The organism is Pseudomonas brassicae (genome assembly GCF_010671725.1).
GTDB classification, from domain to species: domain Bacteria; phylum Pseudomonadota; class Gammaproteobacteria; order Pseudomonadales; family Pseudomonadaceae; genus Aquipseudomonas; species Aquipseudomonas brassicae.
This window is the reverse complement of sequence record NZ_JAAHBU010000011.1, coordinates 44659-64600: the sequence shown is the minus strand read 5'-3', so window position 1 is coordinate 64600 and position 19942 is coordinate 44659. Positions and strand designations below refer to the sequence as shown.

General features: G+C 61.5%; 9 protein-coding genes and 5 pseudogenes. 7 read left to right on the top strand and 7 right to left on the bottom strand.

Features of this window, described 5'->3' with window-relative positions; all coding sequences use genetic code 11:
- Positions 1 to 271 precede the first annotated feature (271 nt).
- Positions 272 to 2365, top strand: coding sequence for a PQQ-dependent dehydrogenase, methanol/ethanol family (locus tag G3436_RS01430; protein ID WP_163940572.1), 2094 nt, complete (start codon positions 272 to 274; stop codon positions 2363 to 2365).
- A gap of 89 nt (positions 2366 to 2454) precedes the next feature.
- Positions 2455 to 3321 carry a transporter gene (locus G3436_RS01425; RefSeq protein ID WP_163940570.1) on the top strand — a complete coding sequence of 289 codons (867 nt, stop codon included), beginning with the start codon at positions 2455 to 2457 and terminating at the stop codon, positions 3319 to 3321.
- 47 nt (positions 3322 to 3368) lie between these two features.
- Here the strand turns inward: G3436_RS01425 and G3436_RS01420 are convergent.
- Positions 3369 to 5494 (bottom strand): annotated as a pseudogene (locus G3436_RS01420) (TonB-dependent siderophore receptor).
- Positions 5495 to 5722: 228 nt separating this feature from the next.
- On the opposite strand from G3436_RS01420, the gene G3436_RS01415 reads away from it, so the two are divergent.
- A complete protein-coding gene (locus tag G3436_RS01415; protein WP_163940568.1) occupies positions 5723 to 7696 on the top strand; it encodes a TonB-dependent receptor domain-containing protein in 1974 nt (657 codons plus the stop codon).
- On the opposite strand, the pseudogene G3436_RS01410 reads toward G3436_RS01415, so the two are convergent.
- From G3436_RS01410 to G3436_RS01400, 3 pseudogenes are all read right to left on the bottom strand, one after another.
- A pseudogene (locus G3436_RS01410) lies at positions 7686 to 9012 on the bottom strand (ATP-binding protein). The gene G3436_RS01415 and the pseudogene G3436_RS01410 sit on opposite strands and share 11 nt — an antisense overlap.
- Before the next feature lie 23 nt (positions 9013 to 9035).
- A pseudogene (locus G3436_RS01405) lies at positions 9036 to 9763 on the bottom strand (response regulator).
- 128 nt (positions 9764 to 9891) lie between these two features.
- Positions 9892 to 10772, bottom strand: a pseudogene (locus G3436_RS01400) (LysR family transcriptional regulator).
- 101 nt (positions 10773 to 10873) lie between these two features.
- Here G3436_RS01400 and G3436_RS01395 point away from each other — a divergent pair.
- From G3436_RS01395 to G3436_RS01385, 3 genes are all read left to right on the top strand, one after another.
- Complete coding sequence (locus G3436_RS01395) at positions 10874 to 11938, top strand: alkene reductase (RefSeq protein WP_163940566.1); 1065 nt, start codon at positions 10874 to 10876, stop codon at positions 11936 to 11938.
- Between the two features lie 11 nt (positions 11939 to 11949).
- Positions 11950 to 12786 carry a pirin family protein gene (locus G3436_RS01390; RefSeq protein ID WP_163940564.1) on the top strand — a complete coding sequence of 279 codons (837 nt, stop codon included), beginning with the start codon at positions 11950 to 11952 and terminating at the stop codon, positions 12784 to 12786.
- A gap of 62 nt (positions 12787 to 12848) precedes the next feature.
- Positions 12849 to 13433: an isochorismatase family protein gene (locus G3436_RS01385; protein ID WP_163940562.1), complete on the top strand. Its 585-nt coding sequence runs from the start codon at positions 12849 to 12851 to the stop codon at positions 13431 to 13433.
- Between the two features lie 317 nt (positions 13434 to 13750).
- On the opposite strand, the gene G3436_RS01380 is transcribed toward G3436_RS01385, so the two are convergent.
- Genes G3436_RS01380 through G3436_RS27195 form a run of 3 tightly spaced genes read right to left on the bottom strand, consistent with a single transcriptional unit; the run spans position 13751 to position 15772 of the window.
- Positions 13751 to 14977: an MFS transporter gene (locus G3436_RS01380; protein WP_163940560.1), complete on the bottom strand. Its 1227-nt coding sequence runs from the start codon at positions 14975 to 14977 to the stop codon at positions 13751 to 13753.
- A gap of 48 nt (positions 14978 to 15025) precedes the next feature.
- Complete coding sequence (locus G3436_RS01375; protein WP_163940558.1) at positions 15026 to 15412, bottom strand: ectoine synthase; 387 nt, start codon at positions 15410 to 15412, stop codon at positions 15026 to 15028.
- Between the two features lie 36 nt (positions 15413 to 15448).
- A complete protein-coding gene (locus G3436_RS27195) occupies positions 15449 to 15772 on the bottom strand; it encodes a hypothetical protein (RefSeq protein WP_243666968.1) in 324 nt (107 codons plus the stop codon).
- Between the two features lie 2060 nt (positions 15773 to 17832).
- Between G3436_RS27195 and G3436_RS01365 the strand changes: the two are divergent.
- Positions 17833 to 19892: pseudogene (locus tag G3436_RS01365) on the top strand (TonB-dependent receptor).
- The last annotated feature ends 50 nt before the right edge of the window (positions 19893 to 19942 follow it).

Genomic DNA, 19942 nt, shown 5'->3' with positions numbered 1-19942 from the left:
ACGGCCTGCGGCCAGAAGCGGATCTTCGGCGCCTGCACACATCGGCTTCTGCCCGCAGGGCGTGGGAGCTGGTCTTGCCAGCGAACGAGCGCGAAGCGGTCGCAAACCCTGCATGCAGGGTGCATCGGGCACCGCACAATCACCAACATGGCACGCAATCTAAAATAACTGGCACACACGCAAGCGCTTTCCATCGTCACCTTTGCTCTAATCCCGTCATGGCACGCTACACGCCACTCCAAGATCCACCCTGCACGGGATAACAATAAAAATGAAACGCTTGATGCCGCTCGCCTTGCTCTACCTCGCCACACTCGCCCACGCCGACAGCCCAGGCAACATCGACGCCAACCGCCTGCTCCACGCCAACACCGACGCCGCCAACTGGCTGGCCCACGGCCGCACCTACGACGAACAGCGTTTCAGCCCGTTGACCCGCATCAACGACAACAACGTCGCCACCCTCGGCCTGGCCTGGACGCAGAAACTCGATATCGACCGTGGCACCGAAGCCACCCCCATCGTGGTCGACGGGGTGATGTACACCACCGGCGCCTTCAGCATCGTCTACGCCTTCGATGCCGCCACCGGCAAACCGCTGTGGAAGTATGACCCCAAGATCCCCATGGAAAAACTCAGCCAGGGCTGCTGCGACGTGGTCAACCGCGGCGTGGCCGTGTGGCAGGGCAAGGTCTACGTGGGCAGTTTCGACGGCCGTCTGATCGCCCTGGACGCCGCCACCGGCAAACAGGTGTGGAGCGTCGACACCGTGCTGGACCCCAACAAGAGCTACACCATCACCGGCGCCCCGCGCATCGTCAAAGGCAAGGTGCTGATCGGCAACGGCGGCGCCGAGTTCGGCGTGCGCGGCTACATCACTGCCTACGACGCCGACACCGGCAAGCAAGCCTGGCGCTTCTTCACCGTGCCCGGCGACCCCGCACTGCCACCGGAAAACGACGCCATGGCCAAGGCCATGAAAACCTGGAAAGGCAACGGCTGGGTCAAGTGGGGCGGCGGCGGCACGGTATGGGACTCGATGTCCTACGACCCGGAACTGGACCTGCTGTACGTGGGCACCGGCAACGGCTCGCCCTGGAATTACCAGTTCCGCAGCCAGGGTGAAGGCGACAACCTGTACCTGTCCTCGATCGTGGCGCTGCGGCCCGAAACCGGCGAATACGTGTGGCACTTCCAGGTGACCCCAGGCGACCGCTGGGACTTCACCGCCACCCAGCAGATCATCCTGGCCGATATCCCGATTGCCGGCAAAACCCGCAAGGTGCTGATGCAGGCGCCCAAGAACGGCTTCTTCTACGTGATCGACCGCACCAACGGCGAGTTCATCTCGGGCAACAACTTCGTGCAGGTGAACTGGGCCAGCGGCCTGGACCCCAAGACCGGGCGCCCGATCCTCACCGAGCAGGCCGACTACTCCAAGGCCCCCAAGGTCGTGCAGCCAAGCTTCCTCGGTGGCCACAGCTGGCACCCGATGTCGTTCAACCCCAAGACCGGCTATGTGTACATCCCGGCCCAGGACACCCTGGCCGAGCTCAAGGCCGCCGACAAGCCACTGTTCCTGCCGACCAAGTCGGTGGTGAACTTCGGCCTGGACGTGCCCGACCTGCCGGAAGACCCGAAAATCCTCAACCAGATCCGCAGCGCCTGGCGCGGCCACCTGATCGCCTGGGACCCGATCAAGCAGAAGGCCGCCTGGACCCACGACTACGTCGAGTCCGGCAATGGCGGCACCCTCAGCACCGCCGGCAACCTGGTGTTCCAGGGCACCTCCGACGGGCGCGTGATGGCCTTCAGCGCCGACAAGGGCAAGCCGTTGTGGGAGCACCGCGCCAACTCCGGCGTGCTCGGCGGGCCGGTCACCTATGAGGTCAAGGGCGAGCAGTACGTGGCGTTCATGGCCGGCTGGGGCGGCATCATGCCGCTGATCGCCGGCCCTCTGACCGACAAGGGCAAGGTGCAGCCAGAGTCCCGCGTGCTGGTGTTCAAACTCGGCGCCAAAGGTGAACTGCCGCCGCCGCGCAAGGCCCCGGTACTGCCACCGCAAGTGCCCGCGCTGACCGCCTCGGCAGACGAAATCGCCCAAGGGCGCACCCTGTTCAACGGCATGTGCGGTGCCTGCCATGGCCTTAATGCCGCCAGCGGCGGGGTGATCCCCGACCTGCGCTATCTGGGCGCCGACAAGCACCAGGCCTTCGTCGGCATCGTCAGCGGCGCGTTCATGAGCAAGGGCATGCCGAGCTTCGCCGGCGTGCTGGACATGCCGCAGATGCAGCTGATCCAGCAATACATCATCAAGCGCAGCCTTGACCTGCGCGCTGCCGCCGACGCCACCGCGGCGCAGTGATCCACCCTCAGAGCCCGCTCGCACGCCCGTGCGAGCGGGCCAGCCTCAACCCGTTCCAATAACAACTAACCGGTAGACAGGTGAACCCCATGAAAACGCTTTTGCACAAAAGCGGCGCCTTGCCGTGCTCGCTGATCCTGGCACTGTGCGCCACCCCGGCACTGGCCGACGTGAAACCCGACTCGGGCGACTACGCCGCCTTGCCCGCCGGCACCGACCTGGCCCTGCTGTACCAGCAGAACCCGCGCATCGACCGCGCCTACAGCGGCGGCAAGCGCGCCGCCGACAACCTTGACCTGGACCTGACCGTGGAGGTGCTGCGTCTGGTGCACTTCACCGAGTTCTTCAACACCGGCCTGATCTGGGACCCGCAGATCGTCATCCCCTATGGTCACCAGGAAATCGGCGCCACCGGGCAGAAGAACAAGGGCATCGGCGACATCACCTTCGGCGCCACCGTATGGACGCTGGCCGACATGGAGCGCAACCGCCACCTGGGCTGGTCGCTGTTCATCACCGCGCCCACCGGCGACGATAAGAACCAGGGCTTTGCCCTGAGCAACAACCGCTGGGCGGCGGACTTTCAGGTGGGCTACGTGCATGGCTTCAACGAGCGCTGGACGTGGGATGTGATCGCCGAAACCGAGTTCTTCCAGGAGCAGCGTGATACCGGCGCACACCGCGAACCGCTGATGCAACTGCACAACCACCTGCGCTACAACTTCACCCCGGCCACCTCCGTGGCGCTGTCGTACCGGCACAACTGGGGCTCGCGCGAGACGCTGGACGGGCAGACCCTGGAGACCAGCCACAACAACGGCACGGTCGGGCTGTCGGCGACCACGATGCTGGGCAGGCAATGGCAGGTGATGGGGCAGTACTGGCGCGATGTGGCGGTGCGCTCGGGGCCGATGACCGACCATTCGCTGCAGTTTCGACTGGCGTATATCTACTGAGGGGAGGGCGGCCCGAAGGGCTCGGGCCGCCGTTTCACGCAGGGGTATCAGAAGGTGTAAGCAACGCCTGCCTGCACCGTGCGCGGCGCGCCCGGGTACACATAGGTGTTGAACGCGCCTTCGTCGTAGCCTTTGTTGAACACGTTCTTCACGTCCAGGTTCAGGCGTACGTGTTCGTTGAGCTGGTAGAAGCTCAGCAGGTCGACCACGCTGTAGCGTTGCATGGTGTAGGTGGTGGCGAGGGTGCGACCGGCGCGGTCATCCACGTACTTCACGCCCATGCCCAGCCCCAGGCCCTTGGCGATGCCGTCCTGGAACTCGTAGGTGTTGAGCAGGCTGAAGGTGTTGCGCGGGATGTTGGCCAGGCGCGTACCGTCTTCCAGGGTGTTGTCCTTGGTCACTTCGGCATCCACGTAGGCGTAGCCACCCAGCACACGCCATTCGGGGGTCAGGTTGCCGGCGATGTTCAGGTCCAGGCCGCGGCTGCGCACTTCACCGGCTGCCACGCTGAATACTGGGTCGACCGGGTCGACGGTCAGCACGTTCTGCTTGACGGTGTGGTAGATCGCGGCGTCCACGCTCAGCTGGCGGTCCAGCGCTTCCCACTTCACACCCAGCTCGTACGACTTGCCTTTCTCCGGATCGAACCCGCCGCCTTCGCGGCTGGCACCGCTGTTGGGCTTGAACGAGCGCGCGGTGTTGGCGTACACCGCCACGGTGTCGGTCAGCTCGTAGAGCAGGCCGAAGCGCGGGGTGACGGCGTTCTGGTCCTTGGTGAAGTCGCGGGTGGTGCTCAGGTAGTCTTCGTAGTCATGCTCGAAACGCTCGAAACGCACACCGGCCAAGGCCTTGAGGCGTTCGGTCAGGGCCACCTGGTCCTGCACGAAGAAGGCCCAGGTCTTGAGGTTCTCCTTGTCGTGGGTGGTGGTGCGGTCCAGCGCCGGGCGCGGCTGGCCGAGCACCGGGTTGAACAGGTCGATCGGGTAGGCGGCGGACGAGCGACGGATGATCGACTGGTAGTCGTAGTCTTCGTATTCCACGCCGGTCAGCAGCGTGTGGGCAAACCCTGCAGTGTCGAAGTGGCCGGTGAGGTTGAGCTGCACATCGCGGTCGCTCCACTCCAGCTTGCGGTAGTTGAAGTTGCGGTCCAGGGTGCGCCCATCGGCGCGCAGGCCGTTGGCTTCCACGGCGTTGCCGGCCAGTTGGCCATCCAGCAACTGCACGCCGCCGCCCAGGGTCCAGTTGTCGTTGAGCAGGTGCTCGAAGCGCACCTGGGTCATGTTGTTGTCGTTGTGCAGCGTGTTGTCCAGGCCCTTTTCCCAGACGTTGGTGTCACGTGAGGCGTTGGCGCGCTGGTTGGGCAGAAGGCGGGTCAGGCCACGGTCGAGCGGGTGGTTGTTGCGCATGTAGTCACCTTCGAAGGTGATGCGCGTGCTGTCGTTGACCTGCCAGCTCAGCACCGGGGCCACGTCGTAGCGCTCGGTTTCCACATCGTCACGAAAGCTCTCGCCGCCTCGCCCAGCAGGTTCAGGCGGTAGGCCAGGGTGCCGTCCTGGTTGAGTGCGCCGGTGGCGTCGAGGGTGGCGCGGTGCATGCCCTGGTCATCGAACTGGCTGCCCACGGTGACCTTGGTTTCGGCCTGCGGCTGCTTGGTCACCACGTTGAAGGTACCGCCGGGGTCGCCACGGCCGTACAGCGAGGTGGCCGGGCCGCGCAGCACTTCGAGGCGCTCGATGGTGTTGGCATCGGGTGCGTTGGGGTAGCCGCGGTTGATCGGGAAGCCGTTGCGGTAGAACTCGCCGGTGGTGAAGCCGCGCACGGTGAAGGTGGTCAGGCCCTGGCCGCCGAAGTTGTTGGCGCGGCCCACGCCCCCGGCGTAGTCCAGTGCGTCCTGCAGGCGCGTGGCGCCGGTGTCAGCGATCACGTCCTTGGGCACTACGCTGACCGACTGCGGGGTTTCATGCAGCGCGGTGTCGGTGCGCGTGGCGCTGGCCGCACGGGTGGCGCGGTAACCCTGCACAGGCCCGTCGGCGCGCTCGGTATCTGCGGCATTGGCGTTGATGCTGGTGGCCTGCAACTCCACCGATGAGGCCTCGGGTGCAGTTGACTGATCGGCCCAGGCCAGGGGAGACACAGCGTGCAGCAGGCAGAGCGAAACGAACGTACGACGCATCGACGGGACGATCCTTCAAAAGGCTGAAAACAAGGAAAAGTAAATTTGCCCTACAAAAACGCGCGAATATTACTACTAATCATTATCATTTAATTTATTTTTTTACTGTTTTCATGGGTTTTTCCTGCAGCGTGGTCTACGCATGCGCCGAGACTGTCACACTTTGTCCAATTTTCCGGGGTGCAGATGATTACGATTCGCTTTTAAGTCGAGCCGTAGGAACCTGTCATGCTTGCTTCTCATCGTTTGCATTCCCTGGCCGGGGTGGTAAAAGCTGCCCTGATCGCCAGTGCCGCCGCCAGTGTGGTCGCCCATGCCCAGACCCCCACCGCGCCGGTGCCGTTGGTGCTGGACGACATGGTGGTGACTGCGGCGGGCTTTGAGCAGCGTATCGAAGATGCGCCAGCCTCGATCAGCGTGATCGACGGCGAGGCGCTGCGGCGCAAGTCGTACCGCGACCTGGGCGATGCGGTGCGCGATGTGGAGGGCGTGACCGTCAATGGCGGCGCCAACGAGACCGACATCTCCATCCGTGGCATGCCGGCCGACTACACGCTGATCATGGTCGACGGCAAACGCCAGAGCGCGCGCGAGTCGCGGGTCAACGGCAACAGCGGTTACGAGCAGAGCTTCGTGCCGCCGGCCGCAGCCATCGAGCGTATCGAAGTGGTGCGCGGGCCGATGTCGTCGCTGTACGGCTCGGATGCCATCGGCGGAGTGATCAACGTGATCACGCGCAAGGTCTCGCCCGAGTGGGGCGGCTCCATCGGCTATGACTACTCGGCCCGTCAGCACAGCGACCAGGGCAACGCGCGCCAGAGCCAGTTCTACCTCAGCGGGCCGATCAAGCAAGACTGGTTGGGCTTGCAGGTGTGGGGCCGTTACCTCGATCGCCAGGCCGATGACGATATCGAGCAGACCAATGGCTTCAGCAAGGCCGACCACCGCGACCTCACCGCGCGCCTGGCCTTCACGCCTACCGTCGACCACGACATCCTGCTCGAAGCCGGCGCCACGCGCCTGAAGAACGGCGACGGCATCAGCGCCAACTGGGCCACCCGCGAGCAGCAAAACAACCGCGATCACTGGTCGCTGTCGCACCAGGGGCGCTGGGGCTGGGCGACCTCCGACGTGGCCCTGTCGCAGGAAACCTCCAGCCGCGAAGGCAAGGCTACGCCTGCGCAAACCGACATCTACGGGCGTAAACCCGAGGTGAAGAACACGGTGTTCGACGCCAAGCTGGTGGTGCCCACCGCGCACAACATCAGCACCGTCGGCCTGCAGTGGAACGAAAGCGAGCTGACCGACTGGAACCAGGGCTTGGGCGACCGCGTCGACTACGAGTTCTCGGTGGTGCAGAAGGCCGTGTTTGCTGAAAACGAATGGTCGGTGACCGACACCTTTGCCCTCACCACCGGCCTGCGCCTGGACCACCACGAGCAGTACGGCACCCATGCCAGCCCGCGTGTGTACGGCGTGTGGCGCGCCACCGACCAGTGGACGCTCAAGGGCGGTGTGGCCCGTGGCTTCAAGGCGCCCGAACTGCGCGCCGTGGTGGAGGACTACGCCTACCTGCGCCGCAACCGCTTCGTGATGTTCGGCAACCCCGACCTCAAGCCCGAGACCAGCACCAACTATGAGGTGTCGGCGCTGTGGTCCAACCGCAATGACCTGTCGGGCGGCGTCACGCTGTTCTACAACGACTTCAAGGACAAGCTCTCCACCGTCACCACCGAGGCGCTCTGGAACGGTTACATCGTGATGGACCGTGTCAACGTCGACCAGGCGGTGATCAAGGGCGTGGAGCTCAATGGCCAATGGGACATCAGCCCGAGCGTACTGCTCAAGGCCAACTACACCTACACCGACTCCGAGCAGAAGAGCGGCGCCAATGCCGGTGCACCGCTGGCACTGACGCCAGAGCAGAAGGCCAACGTACGCAGCGAATGGGCGATCAACGAGCGTGCCCAGGCGTGGGCGTCGCTGAGCTACTACGGCGAAGAAACCGGCAACACCGTGACCGACGAAAAGCCGGCGCCGGGCTACACCACCGCAGATATCGGCGGTTCGTACGACCTCACCGAATCGCTGACCCTCAATGCCTCGCTCAACAACCTCACCGACAAGCGCCTGGACGATGAAACCTACGGCACGGTGAACTACGGTCGTACGTTGTGGATGGGCGCAACGCTCAACTTCTAGGCACGGCAGCGGGCAACCGCACCACCGCGCACAGGCCGGCCGGTGGGCGGTTTTGCAGCAGCAGTTCGCCGCCGTGGGCCTGGATGCATGCCCGTGCAATCGCCAGGCCCAGCCCCAGCCCGTCACCGCTGCGGGTCAGCTGCACGAACGGCTCGAACACTTTGTCCAGCCAGGCCTCGGGTACGCCCTGGCCGTGGTCGAGAATCTCCAGGCGGATCATCCGGCGGCGTCTGCCTGCAGGCTCAGGGTGGCATCACCGGCGTGGTGCAGGGCGTTGTCGATCAGGTTGGTAAGGGCGCGCTTGAGGGCCAGCGGGCGGCAGCCAAGCAGCATGTCTGGCGCACCGCGCCAGGCCACGGGCTGGCCCATCAAGCGGTAGCGGCGGGCCAGGTCATCGAGCAGGGTGTTGAGTGAAAGGGTCTGGGTTGCTTCCTGCTGCGCATCACCACGTACGAAGGCCAGCGTCTCGCGCACCATCGCATTCAGCTCGCCGAGGCTTTCGAGCATGTCGTCGCGGGTGGGGCCTGGTTCGAGCAGTTCCACTTGCAGGCGCAGCTCGGTGATCGGCGTGTTCAGGTCGTGGCTGACGGCGGCGAGCATGCGCGTGCGCCCCTCGACATGGCGGGCGATATTGGCCTGCATGGTGTTGAAGGCGTGGGTCAGCTCACGGGCTTCCTGGGGGCCCGCCAGCGGCAGCGGCGCGATCCATTCGCCACGGCTGACACGCTCGGTGGCCTGGGCCAGGGTCTTGATCGGGCGTACCACGCGGCCGATGAAAAACAGCACGATCAACAGCACCGGCACCGTGCTCACCGGCACGCTGTAGGCCAGCACGCGGCCCCATTCGTAGGCGCCGGAGGGGTGTTGCAAAGCATTCAGGTATTCACCACCGGGCAGCGCGATGCTGGTGCGCAGGCGCAGGGGTGCCCAGCCGGCAGGGCTGAACACATGGGCGCGGGCGTCGGCGCGCCGATGCGCTCCAGTTGCATGCCGATGGGCACCTCGGCGGGCAGTTGTAGGCGCTGGCGCAGGGCAGTGGCCAGGCGTTGCTCTTCGGGGCGCAGGGCGAAGGGTTCTACATCCGCCTTGGCGGCTGTCCAGAAACGCGTTTCGTCGCTGCTCATGGCGCTGAGAAAGTGTTCGCTTTCGGCGGCGCTGAGGTCCAGTGCGGCGTGGTGTGCGTTTACCAGGCGTTCGAGGCTGTAGCTGCGCGACAGCGGATGGATCAGGCTGCCGGTGCGCTGCAGGAACAGCATGGCGATGGCGTTGGAAGTCAGCAGCGCCAGCAACAGTAGCAGGCCGAGCTGGTGCGCCATGCGGCGTGGCCAGGGCAGGCGCTTCATACCGGTGTGACGTCAGTGGCGAGCATGTAGCCGCCGCCCCAGATGGTGCGCAGCAACTCGGGTGCCTTGGGGTCATGGGCCAGCTTGCGGCGCAGGCGGCTGACCTGGCGGTCGATGGCGCGGTCGCTGACATCGGCGTCGGCGGCCGTGAGGTCGATCAGGCGTTCACGGGGCAGCAGGGTGTTGGGGTGGTTGAGCAGCACTTGCAGCAGTTTGCTCTCGACCGTGCTGAGCTGGATCGGTGCGGTGCCTTCGCGGGTGAGCAGGGCGGTGCTGGCGCTGAAGTGCCAACCGGCGAAGTGGTACTCGCGGGTGGCGGCGGTTGTTGGCAGTGCAGCAGGGCGGGCCCCGTGGCGGCGCAGCACGCTGTTGATTCGGGCCACCAGTTCACGCGGTTCGAACGGCTTGGTCACGTAGTCGTCGGCGCCCAGGTCCAGGCCACGGATGCGGTCGGCGGTAGTGTCACGGGCGGTCAGCAGGATGACTGGAGTGTTGTGACGCCGGTGCAGTTGGTGGCACAGGTCAAGCCGTCGCCGTCGGGCAGCAGTACGTCGAGCACGATGATGTCGAACGCTTGCTGCTTGAGCAGGGCCCACATGCCGGCGGCGTCTTCGGCGGTGCGCACCTCGAAGGTGTGGCGGCGCAGGTAGATGGCCAGGGGCTCGCGGATCTTGCGGTGGTCGTCGACGATGAGGATGCGCGGTGCCGGCGGGGTGTGGGGCATCGGATAAGCGCTCGGGGGAGAGTGTTCGAATCGGCGATGTTACTACGAATAATTATCAAATACAGTGGCTGGGGGTGTGGCACGTTGACTGAGCGGCGCAGCGCAGAAGCGGTCATTCGCCCCTGGCACTACGCACTTTCTAGTGCGTCCCGCAGAAACTCAATAAACCTCTGGGTTTTCGCTGGCAACAGACGCGTTTCAGTGAGCGCGTAAACCGACACCGGCGATGCCTGCCACTGCGGCAAGACCTTGCGAAGTTTTCCTTGTGCAAGGTCCTGCGCCACGATGCCTTCAGGCAGCATCGCAATGCCCAGATCCAACGATGCCAGACGCCTGAGCATGCCTACGCTGTTGAGTTCAAACCGCCCTCCCACATCGATATCCACATTCTCAGAGGCGCGAGACAGCGTCCAACGGTCAGCACCTGCGCCACGCATTCGCAGGCATTCATGGTTGACCAGATCGGCTGGATGCCTAGGCTCGCCGGACACCTCCAGGTATCGCGGCGAGGCATACAATCCGCGGCCCAAACTCGCAAGTTTGCGAGCGATCAGATTCGAGCTCGCGGCTCTCCCATGCGAATCACCACATCCACTGGGTCACTGACCAGATCAACCTGGCGCGGACTGAGATCGAATTCGAAACTGATACCGGGATAGCGCTGGGCAAACGCTGCAATCAGCGGCGCCAGGTAGACAGTGGCGAAGTCCACTGGCAGTGACGCGCGAAGTAAACCGCTGGGCCGGGCCAGCATTTCCCCCAACTGCTCATGGGCCAGACGAGCTTCATCGACGATCCGTTTGCAGCGCTCAAAATACAGCTGACCCGCTTCAGTCGGCTCGATCTTGCGTGTCGTGCGGTGCAGAAGTCGCAAGCCAATCCCTTTCTCCAGCTCACTAATGCGCCGTGACAAAGTCGAGTTGGGTATCCCCAGTGTTTCTGCGGCACGGGTAAAACTGCGCGCCTTCACCACCTCGACAAACAGCGCCATGTCGTTGAGAAATTCCAAATAATTATCCCATTAGTGGATTAGTCATTTCGATTTTATAGGATTTATCCCGAAATCATAATTGATCAATCATAGCCACATCACTCTTGAGGAGCACCGAAATGAACTCTCTTTTTTCACAAGTCCAGCTAGGCCGCTACACACTGTCCAATCGTATGGTGATGGCACCCATGACCCGCTCGCGCTCCGATGATGCCGGTGTGCCCAGTGAACTGGTTGCCATCTACTACGCACAACGTGCCTCTGCCGGGCTGATCATCAGCGAAGGCGTCTTCCCGGTTGCTCTGGGCAAAGGTTACGTCCGCACACCCGGTATCGAAACCGCCGAACAAGTTGCATCCTGGAAGAACGTCACCGACGCCGTGCACGCTCGTGGCGGTCGCATCTTCATGCAACTGATGCATTGCGGACGTGTGTCTCACCCTTCATTGCTGCCGCAAGGCGCACAACCTCAGGCGCCTTCGCCAATCAAGGCCGCTGGCCAGACCTACACCGCCACCGGTTTGCAGGATTTCGTGACACCGCACGCGCTGAGCATCTCTGAAATCGCCGAGGTGATTGAAGGCTATCGTCAGTCCGCACGCCGGGCGATTGAAGCGGGTTTCGACGGTATTGAATTGCACGCCGCCTCAGGCTACCTGCCTGAGCAATTTCTCTCCACCGGCAGCAACCAGCGCGACGATCAGTACGGTGGTTCGGTTGAAAACCGCACTCGCTTCGTACTGGAAGTGCTCGCCGCCATGGTGAGTGAAGTGGGCAGTGACCGTGTCGGCATCAAAATCTCTCCGGAGATGAATTTCAACGACATCGTCGATGCCAACCCACAGGAAACCTACACCTATCTGGTCAAGCAGCTTCGCGACCTCAAGCTTGCTTACCTGCACGTGGCGCTGTTTGGGGCCCAGTTTGATTACCACGCAGCATTGCGCCCTCTGTTCGACGGCCGCTACCTGATCGGCAGTGGCCAGACCAAACACAGTGCTGAATCGCTAATCGCTGAAGGTAAAGCAGACGCCGCAGTGTTCGGCAGTACCTTCCTGGCCAACCCTGATCTGCCTGAGCGGTTCCGCGCCAACGTAGAGTTGAATGTGCCGGACAAAGACACCTTTTATGCCCCAGGCGCAGAAGGCTATATCGATTACCCAGCTATGTCCCAAGGGGTCTGAGGAGCTGTGTCATGCACCCCACCGCACGTTTGCAGCGCATGAACCACGGCAGCCAGTTTCGAGCATTCAGCCTGCGTGGTGACCAGAATGCGAAACCTATCGACCCGTTTCTCGGCGTGGACCACGCCTGGATCAGCGGACCGACGTTTCCTCCCCATCCCCATGCAGGTTTTTCAGCGGTCTCTTATCTGTTTCTGGATTCGGAAACAGGCATCGACAACCGGGACTCACTGGGCAATCGCAACGTGATTCAACCGGGCGGCTTGCACTGGACGGCGGCGGGTGAGGGCATTGTTCATGAGGAGGTTCCAGCCCAGCCGGGCAAGACCGTTCACATGTTGCAAATTTTCATCAACCTGCCCGAAGACAGGCAGGCAGACGCACCCTTTGTCTTCAGTGTGGAGGCTCAGGATGTCCCTACTGTTTATCTGGCGGGGGCTAAAATCAGAGTCCCGTTGGGCAACTTCGAAGGGCTGGCTTCTCCGCTGTTACTGCCTACGGACGTAAGGCTTCTGGACATATCCGTAGAAGCCGCAAGCGAAGTAAAGATTCCGGTGCCCGAAGGGCACGTGGCGTTCGTGATGCCCATTGATGGCGAGGTATACGTCGACGGCCAGGCCTTCGATTTAACTGACCCGAAGGCACCAGTCAATCTTCCTAAGGGCGCGGATCGGGTTGTCACCCTGCAAGCGAAGAGTGGAAATGCCAAGGCCGTACTGTTCTCCGGCACTCCGTTGAATCAACCCGTGTATTGGCAAGGGCCGATGGCCCTCGCTTCGATGGACGCGCTGGCCACAGCCGTAGATGGTTACCGGCGTGGTGAGTTCGGAACCCTGCACGCTCGTTAAGCGATTTATCTATCCAATTAACCGGGGTAAGTGCCCCATCGTAGTTGCCAAGGAGAATCACCATGTCATTCGAAAACTTCAATGCTGATAATGCCGCCCTGCTGCTGATCGACCACCAGGTCGGGACCATGGGCTGGGCTAAATCCATGCCGTTCGAAGAGCTGAAGCGCAATGCCCTGATGCTGGCCAAAGCCGCCCGCATCCTGAAGCTTCCCGTGGTGCTGACGTCCAGCATGGAAGAACATGCCCAAGGCCCACTGTTGAGCGAACTGGAAGAAATCCTGCCTGCTGAGTTTGCCGGTCGCATCAAGCGTATGGGTATCGTCAACGCCATGGACGATGAGAACTTCGCCGCAGCCGTGAAGGCGACAGGCCGCAAGAAACTGATCATTGCCGGTGTAACCAATGATGTGTGCACCGTCTACCCTGCGCTCTCGCTGGTCCGTGAGGGCTATGAAGTGCAAGTGGTTGCCGACGGTGGCGCTTCACCTACCGCTATGGCGGATGACATCGCTTTGCGCCGTATGGACAAAGCCGGTGTGACGCTGACTACCACCAACCAGCTGATCGCTGAACTGGCAGGTAGTTGGGCGACACCAGAAGGCGGGGAGCTGGTTCAAGTGCTTATGGAAGCCTTCGGCGAGTAGAGATGTTTAATGGCCCGGAATACTCCATCTTGGGTATCCGGGCCTTTCTGGACGGCGAAAAAATATGCTTCTGGCCTGACCGAGACGCTGACGCCTCAGGTCAGGTCAAAGTGTTTCTCCCGCCAAGCCTCCCCGCGCCCCAAAATACCGTGCTTATGCCCTTATCGTCGGTGCCGACAGGCCGCTATGGGTCGAAAGCGCTACCTCGCGATAAGTTCCAATGACGTGATAGCTGGCCTTGCGAGGCGCAGATTGCCTTGTCCGATACTATCTACATGGCTGCGGCCTATAGGTAAGCAGTCGATGCGCCCCCTCGCTCACTTGCCGGGATCTTGGCCTGACTCCAGTGGCGATGCGCGGAGCGGGCCCCGTGTCGTTGCAAACCACCACCGCGCCCCCACCCCCAGCAACGTAGCCGAAACAGCCAGCATCAGAATCACGCCTTGCGTGCCCAAAGGCGTAGCCAACCCCGCCACCAGCAAGCCGGCCAGGGGCTGCGATAGATTATTGAGCAAGGTAATCACGCCTACCGTCTTGCCAAAGTCCTGAGGCGCAATCACCCGCTGACGGATACTGCGCATATAGACGTTGAACATCTTGTCGAAGCCGACGATCAGCACAAACCCCACCACATAACCGATCAGATCCGGGCTCCAGGCGCTGATGAACGCGCCTGTGGCGATCATCGAGTAGGCCACGCCCCCCATTACACGTAAAGACACCACCACCCGGGAGAGGAAAAACAGAATCACGATGGTGGTCACCGCACCAACTGCCTGCAGCCCTGCGTAGTCATCCTTGCCGGCGCTGTACTCGCCGAGCACCATGGCCGCCGAGGTGGCCAAGGTGACCCCGACGATCAGGTTGACCCCAACGGCTAGGATGATGATCTTTTTCAACTCCGCCAATTCGCGGATATGCCCGAAGGCGATGCGCAGCGGCTGCAGCCAGATATCCTGATGCTGCTCGAACACTCCCAGCGTGATGCGGCTTAGACGTTGCCACGCCAGCATGCCGATGTCGGCCAGCAAGAACAGCACGGCCACCCCAAGCACCACCCAATGCCAGGCCCAGGCTTCCAGTAGCAGCGCTGCCACCAGCGGGCCGAGCACCAGTCCGGTCTGGTCGGCGATCTGCGAGTAGGACAGGGTCTTGGCGTAGCTGTAGTGCTGGAAGATATGTGGCATCAGCACCTCTCGGGCCATGATGCCCTGAGTGGTCAGTACCCCACACAGCGCCGACAGCACCACCAGCCAGGCAATGCCGTCGAAGAGGGCGTAGAACACCACCGCCAGCACGCAGAGAAGCGCTCGGTAGATCTGGCTGATGTGCAGGATCCTGATGGGGGAGAACTTGTCGCACAGGGCTCCGCACACAGGAAACGCTAGAAAGCGTGGCAGTGATTCAACGAAAAAAGCGAGCCCGGCCCAGGACGCACTGTTGGTGGCCTGGAACACCACCAGCGGCACGATGAACAGAAGGATCTGGTCTGCCAGTCGAGAGAAGAACAGCGAGGTGAAAAAAGCCAGGTAATCCTTACGCACAACAACCTCCTGCCGCTTGGCGGCGTGGCGTGACGGCATGCCGCTACATCAATAGGCAGAGCCCGAGCTGTCGTTGAGGTTATGTCGCTCGTCGCCGTGTAAGGGTGGGTTGAAAACGCTCACCAGAATCAGGTCCTGTTCCTTGCCCCCGCGCAGATAATGGCGGTCGTGCTGGTCGAGCACATACACGTCACCGGGTCGAATCGGATAAACATTACCCTGCATGTCTTCGACTTCGCCTTCCCCGGCGATGCAGTAACACGCCTCCAGATGATTGCGGTAGTGCAGCAGTGATTCAGTGCCAGCACGGACCAAGGTGTGGCACAGGGTAAAACCCATGGCGTCACGGTCGGTGAGCAGGCGATGGCTTGTGCCGGCGCCCCAATCGACAACGTACGGGGTTTTTTCGACGTCGGATTTGTTGCGAACGAACATGTAGGCCGCTCTGGTAATGCAGGGTTTAAGAAGGGGTCAGACCGGTTTTGTAGTGGTACTGACGGGGAGCAGGATGTTTTCGCCGCAGGCCAGCATCGCGTCATTCCAGGCCACGTCGCGGTGCGCGGCCATGGCCTGGATATCGCGCCAGTGACGCAACTGGTGGGTCAGTACATCGTGCGAACCGGTTGCGGCCATGCCGTAGCTATCCCTGCTGTCCAGCTTCTGGACCTTGTGCGCAGCGACCAGCAGCAGGAAACGCGGGCTCTGCGCAGCATCCGGGTGGTTCGGGCAGGAGGCATTGAGCATCAACCCGGTGGCGTCCTCTATGCCCGAGCTGAAGCGCCAGCTACCGCTCACCCGAACGCCGTAGGCCTCGAATGACAACTGGCTGTCGGCGCTGCTGGAGGCTGAGGCGAACAGCTGTCGGGGGCCTTCGGCGTATAGCTGCGCTTGGCAGGATGGAGGCAGGCGCCGAGCGATTCAGACATAACGTTGGCAGTTACTTTCGATTGGTTATGTGCACCTACATACAGTGGTGTTGCAGAGGAAACGTGAATCTGTTTGCCCCCGGATTCGTTGAGGGCGCTCTGATTCATTCAGGTCGGTGCCCAAGGGCTTGGCTATCTCGGATAGGCAAAGGACCATCTCGCTGTAGCGTGTCTGACATTCAGGTGTCTATGTGTTGATGGTCTTGGTGCCACGATCGATATTCACAGTGAGCAAAAAACGCAGGGAGCTGTGTGGTTTCATCAGGTTTATAGTTTTCGGGCGAGGAGGCACGGTTCTATGTTTTTATAGAGGTGTTTGTTATTTGAAAGTTTCGGATGGCGACGTGATGGTGGATATATTTCCATTTGGCGCGCTGGCCTGTCAAGGAGAGACGGGACTTGGGTTGAGGGTATTTTGTCACTATCCAGTGACGTACTTATGTTCGGAGTGTTAATGGTCTTTTCGGCTGGAGGGTGTTGATTGTTGTAGTGGTAGGAGGTTTCCTATCGCGAAGGAATTTTTTATTCGGGTATTGAGTTAAATGATTTAAGCAATTGCGAAATGTCTTGATTAGGGTGAAGGGTAATATTTTCTAAAATGACTGGGTCGGGACAGTTAAGCCATCACGGATTGGGTCTGATCATTTCAAAAGGGTTCCGCGGTTATGGCGGTCAAGGTAACACGCCCAAGCTGCACATAGTCTCGATCACGGCAGGCCGCGTATATCCTGCACCCGGATCTCATCGTCACCCACAGCAGGGGGGCAGGGGCTATGGGTATGGAGGTGCCCATGCTGTAGGGCGAACCCAGGAAGATCCCCCCGCCGCGCGCGGGCTGTTCCGGACCTTACGCCTGACAGTAGCGGATGGGACGGAACTCTTTGGCACACTGGATCATGACCGACAGGTAGAGCAGCGCGTCTTCGAATTTGATGTTTTCGCGCACGGAAAACAGGGGAGGGTGATCGCCGTGGCAACAGCCGAAGGCGTTGCGATAGCCAAAATGCGGCTCGTAAGCTGCCCTCAGGCTCTATACGAAATCAGATAACGTACGATCAGATACTCAAGCTCTTGCAGTTGAGGCTGAATGAACAAGGTTTGATTGATTTGCAGAGCTGGATGCATACTTTCAGTTATGGATAGTAACTACGCAGGAAGGCTCTGGATAGTTTCCCATTGAAGTCGTCCAGCTTGTTTAATCTCCAGATCTCTCCGATAGTCATGAGCTCTCGGTTGAGGAACCTGGCGAGAGGTATATTTACCAAGACTCGATCCATTGCCAATACTCCCCACTCCTCAGACGAACTCTCGCACGCAAGCCATTCGTAATTTATATCAAAATAGAAATTGGGAAGTTCGTGCGCCAGATCACCCTCCAATTGCTGTCGTTTGAGTTTCAGTACACTGACTTCAGGGCCTTTCCATCAAACAGTCTGCCTTTGCAATCGATCGTGCCCCAGGAAGTGGTGTAACGATCTCGGGGTACTTCTCACGCAGTTGATCAGCGATCAAGCGCCATTGCCGATGACTGGCAGCAACTACGAGATCGGCTTGACGGGAGAGTTCTCGATAAGCGCCTGCAAACCGCTATCGCGCTGTTCCAGGCGGACTAGACCGGCCGCGCCGAGCGAGTGACCTGTGCGCAGACCTGGGCTTGCTAGCGGGCGTCCGACCCAGTGCGCAACAAAGGTATCGAGCTGGAGCTGACCGGTGAGGTACCGCCGAACTGGAACGTATCGGGGGTACGCCTACACCCAGTCCGAGTACATCGGTGGCGAGCAGAAAGGCGAAGACTACAACCGACATACTAGTCACAAATGATAATTGTTAACAAACGCATCGCGCTTCGATTAGACTCCCGCAACTGCGCGATGCGCAGTGTTCCAGGCATTACAAAAAAACCAATAAACAGTCGTAGGGGAGCGGGGCGTGGACTTCAGGAAAAGTGCGATTGCGCTGGCGGTAGGGTCGGCCTTCTGCCTGGCCAATGGTGTGGCGGCAGCCGAGCAAGCGGCAACGATGGAGCTTTCGCCCATCACGGTGACCGGCGAGAAGATCAACCGCACGCTGGAGCAGACCCAGTCCAGCGTGGTGGTCATGACCGAACAGCAATTGCGCGAAAAAGCTGACAGCAACCTGGTCGATGTGTTCGCCCGTACGCCAGGGGTCTACAGCCAGGCAGGTAACGAAAACTGGGGGATCCGCGGCGTACCGGTGTCCGGTTTCGACGACCAGGGCCCAGCCACCCTCAACGGTGCCGTGTCGGTGTTTGTCGACGGCGCCGTGCAACCCAACCGCGCCCTGACCCTGAGCCCCATGCCGCTGTGGGATGCCGAGCAGGTCGAAGTGTTCATGGGGCCGCAGTCCACCACCCAGGGCCGCAACTCGCTGGCCGGCGCGGTGGTGATCCAGACCCGCAACCCGACCTTCGACCCCACGTTCTCTGCCCAGACCAACGCCGGCAGCTACGGCGAGCGCGGCGCAGCCGTCGCCGGCGGCGGGGCGATCATCGACAACAAGGTCGCCGGCCGTATCGCCGTGGACTATCAGGAAGGCGACGGCTACATCGACAACACCTTCCGGCATGACGACGCCAACCCCGGCCGCACCAGCAATGCCCGCGCCAAGCTGCTGGTGTGCCCAACGAAGACCTCGATGTGCTGCTGACCTATGCCCACGGCGAAAGCCGCAAGGGCGACAACACGATCATGCGCGACAACGGTCGGCCGCGTTACTACAAGATGACCTCCAACACCCGGGCGTTCGACGAGCTCGACCAGGACACCGTCAGCGCCAAGGTCGATTACCGCCTCGACGACGCCTGGTCGATCACCAGCCTCACGGCCAACACCGGCTCCGACTACGACGCCCGCCTGGACTTCGACCAGTCGGCCGACCGCAACCGGGTGGTGCTGCGTACGCAGGAAGGCAACCTGTTCAGTCAGGAGTTGCGCCTGAACTACACCTCCGACACCGTGAAGAGCTTCATGGGCGTGTACTACGGCCACAACACCAATGAATTTCATGACCGGCTGTTGTTCGACAACGTGCTGGCCGGCACCGCCAAGGGCGATACCCGCATCGAGAACAAGGCGCTGTTCGGCGAGGTCAACTGGACCTTTGCCCCGCAATGGACGCTGATCACCGGCCTGCGCTACGACCACGAGACCAATGACACCGATATCGACATCGACGATTTCTCCAGCCCTGCCGATATCAGTAAGTCGTTCGACGCGGTGCTGCCCAAGCTCGGCATCGATTATCAGCTGGCCGAAGGGCAGTACCTGGGCTTCATGGTGCAAAAGGGCTACCGCGGCGGGGGCGTGAACATGCGCGCCGGTGGCGGGCATGAAGCCTATGACCCCGAGTACACCACCAACTACGAGGTGTCGTACCGTGGTTCGTTCTTCGACCAGACCCTGCGCACCCGCGCCAACCTGTACTACACCGACTGGAAAGACCAGCAGGTCAGTGTGCTGGACCGCACGACCGACTTTGCCCACGTGTTCAATGCCGGCAGCAGCGATATCAAAGGCCTGGAAGTGTTCGTCGAGAAAGACCTGGGCGAGCAGCTGACCCTGAATGCGGGTGGTGCGATCACAGTGGGCAAGTACAAGGACTTCATCACCGGTGATGGCCGCGACATGAGCGGCCAGGACTTCCTCTATGCGCCACGCTACAAACTGTCGGTAGGCGCCACCTACCGCTGGGATGAGCGCCTGACCCTCAACACCGACCTGGTCTACCAGAGCACCACGCCGTCCGAGTATCTGTTCGATGCCGCCGGCCAGGTGAGCGGCGAGCGGCGCAGCGACAATTACTGGCTGGCCAACGTCAATGCCGAGTACAAGCTCACCCGCAGCATTGCCGTTTCCGGGTTCGTGAAAAACGCCTTCGACAAGCAGTACCTGACCAACAACCGCGACGACGACATCATCGACGCCGGCGCCCCACGCACCTTCGGCGTGGCACTGCGCTACGACCTGTAACCTTCGACACGCTCCGGGTTCAGCACTCGGGGCGTGCCCGATTGCTCGCT

Bases quoted from the DNA above. Each gene is read 5' to 3' on its own strand.
- G3436_RS01375 (WP_163940558.1), bottom strand. From the start codon at position 15,412: ATGTTCGTTCGCAACAAATCCGACGTCGAAAAAACCCCGTACGTTGTC.
- G3436_RS01425 (WP_163940570.1), top strand. From the start codon at position 2,455: ATGAAAACGCTTTTGCACAAAAGCGGCGCCTTGCCGTGCTCGCTGATC.
- G3436_RS01395 (WP_163940566.1), top strand. From the start codon at position 10,874: ATGAACTCTCTTTTTTCACAAGTCCAGCTAGGCCGCTACACACTGTCC.
- G3436_RS01385 (WP_163940562.1), top strand. From the start codon at position 12,849: ATGTCATTCGAAAACTTCAATGCTGATAATGCCGCCCTGCTGCTGATC.
- G3436_RS01390 (WP_163940564.1), top strand. From the start codon at position 11,950: ATGCACCCCACCGCACGTTTGCAGCGCATGAACCACGGCAGCCAGTTT.
- G3436_RS01430 (WP_163940572.1), top strand. From the start codon at position 272: ATGAAACGCTTGATGCCGCTCGCCTTGCTCTACCTCGCCACACTCGCC.
- G3436_RS01415 (WP_163940568.1), top strand. From the start codon at position 5,723: ATGCTTGCTTCTCATCGTTTGCATTCCCTGGCCGGGGTGGTAAAAGCT.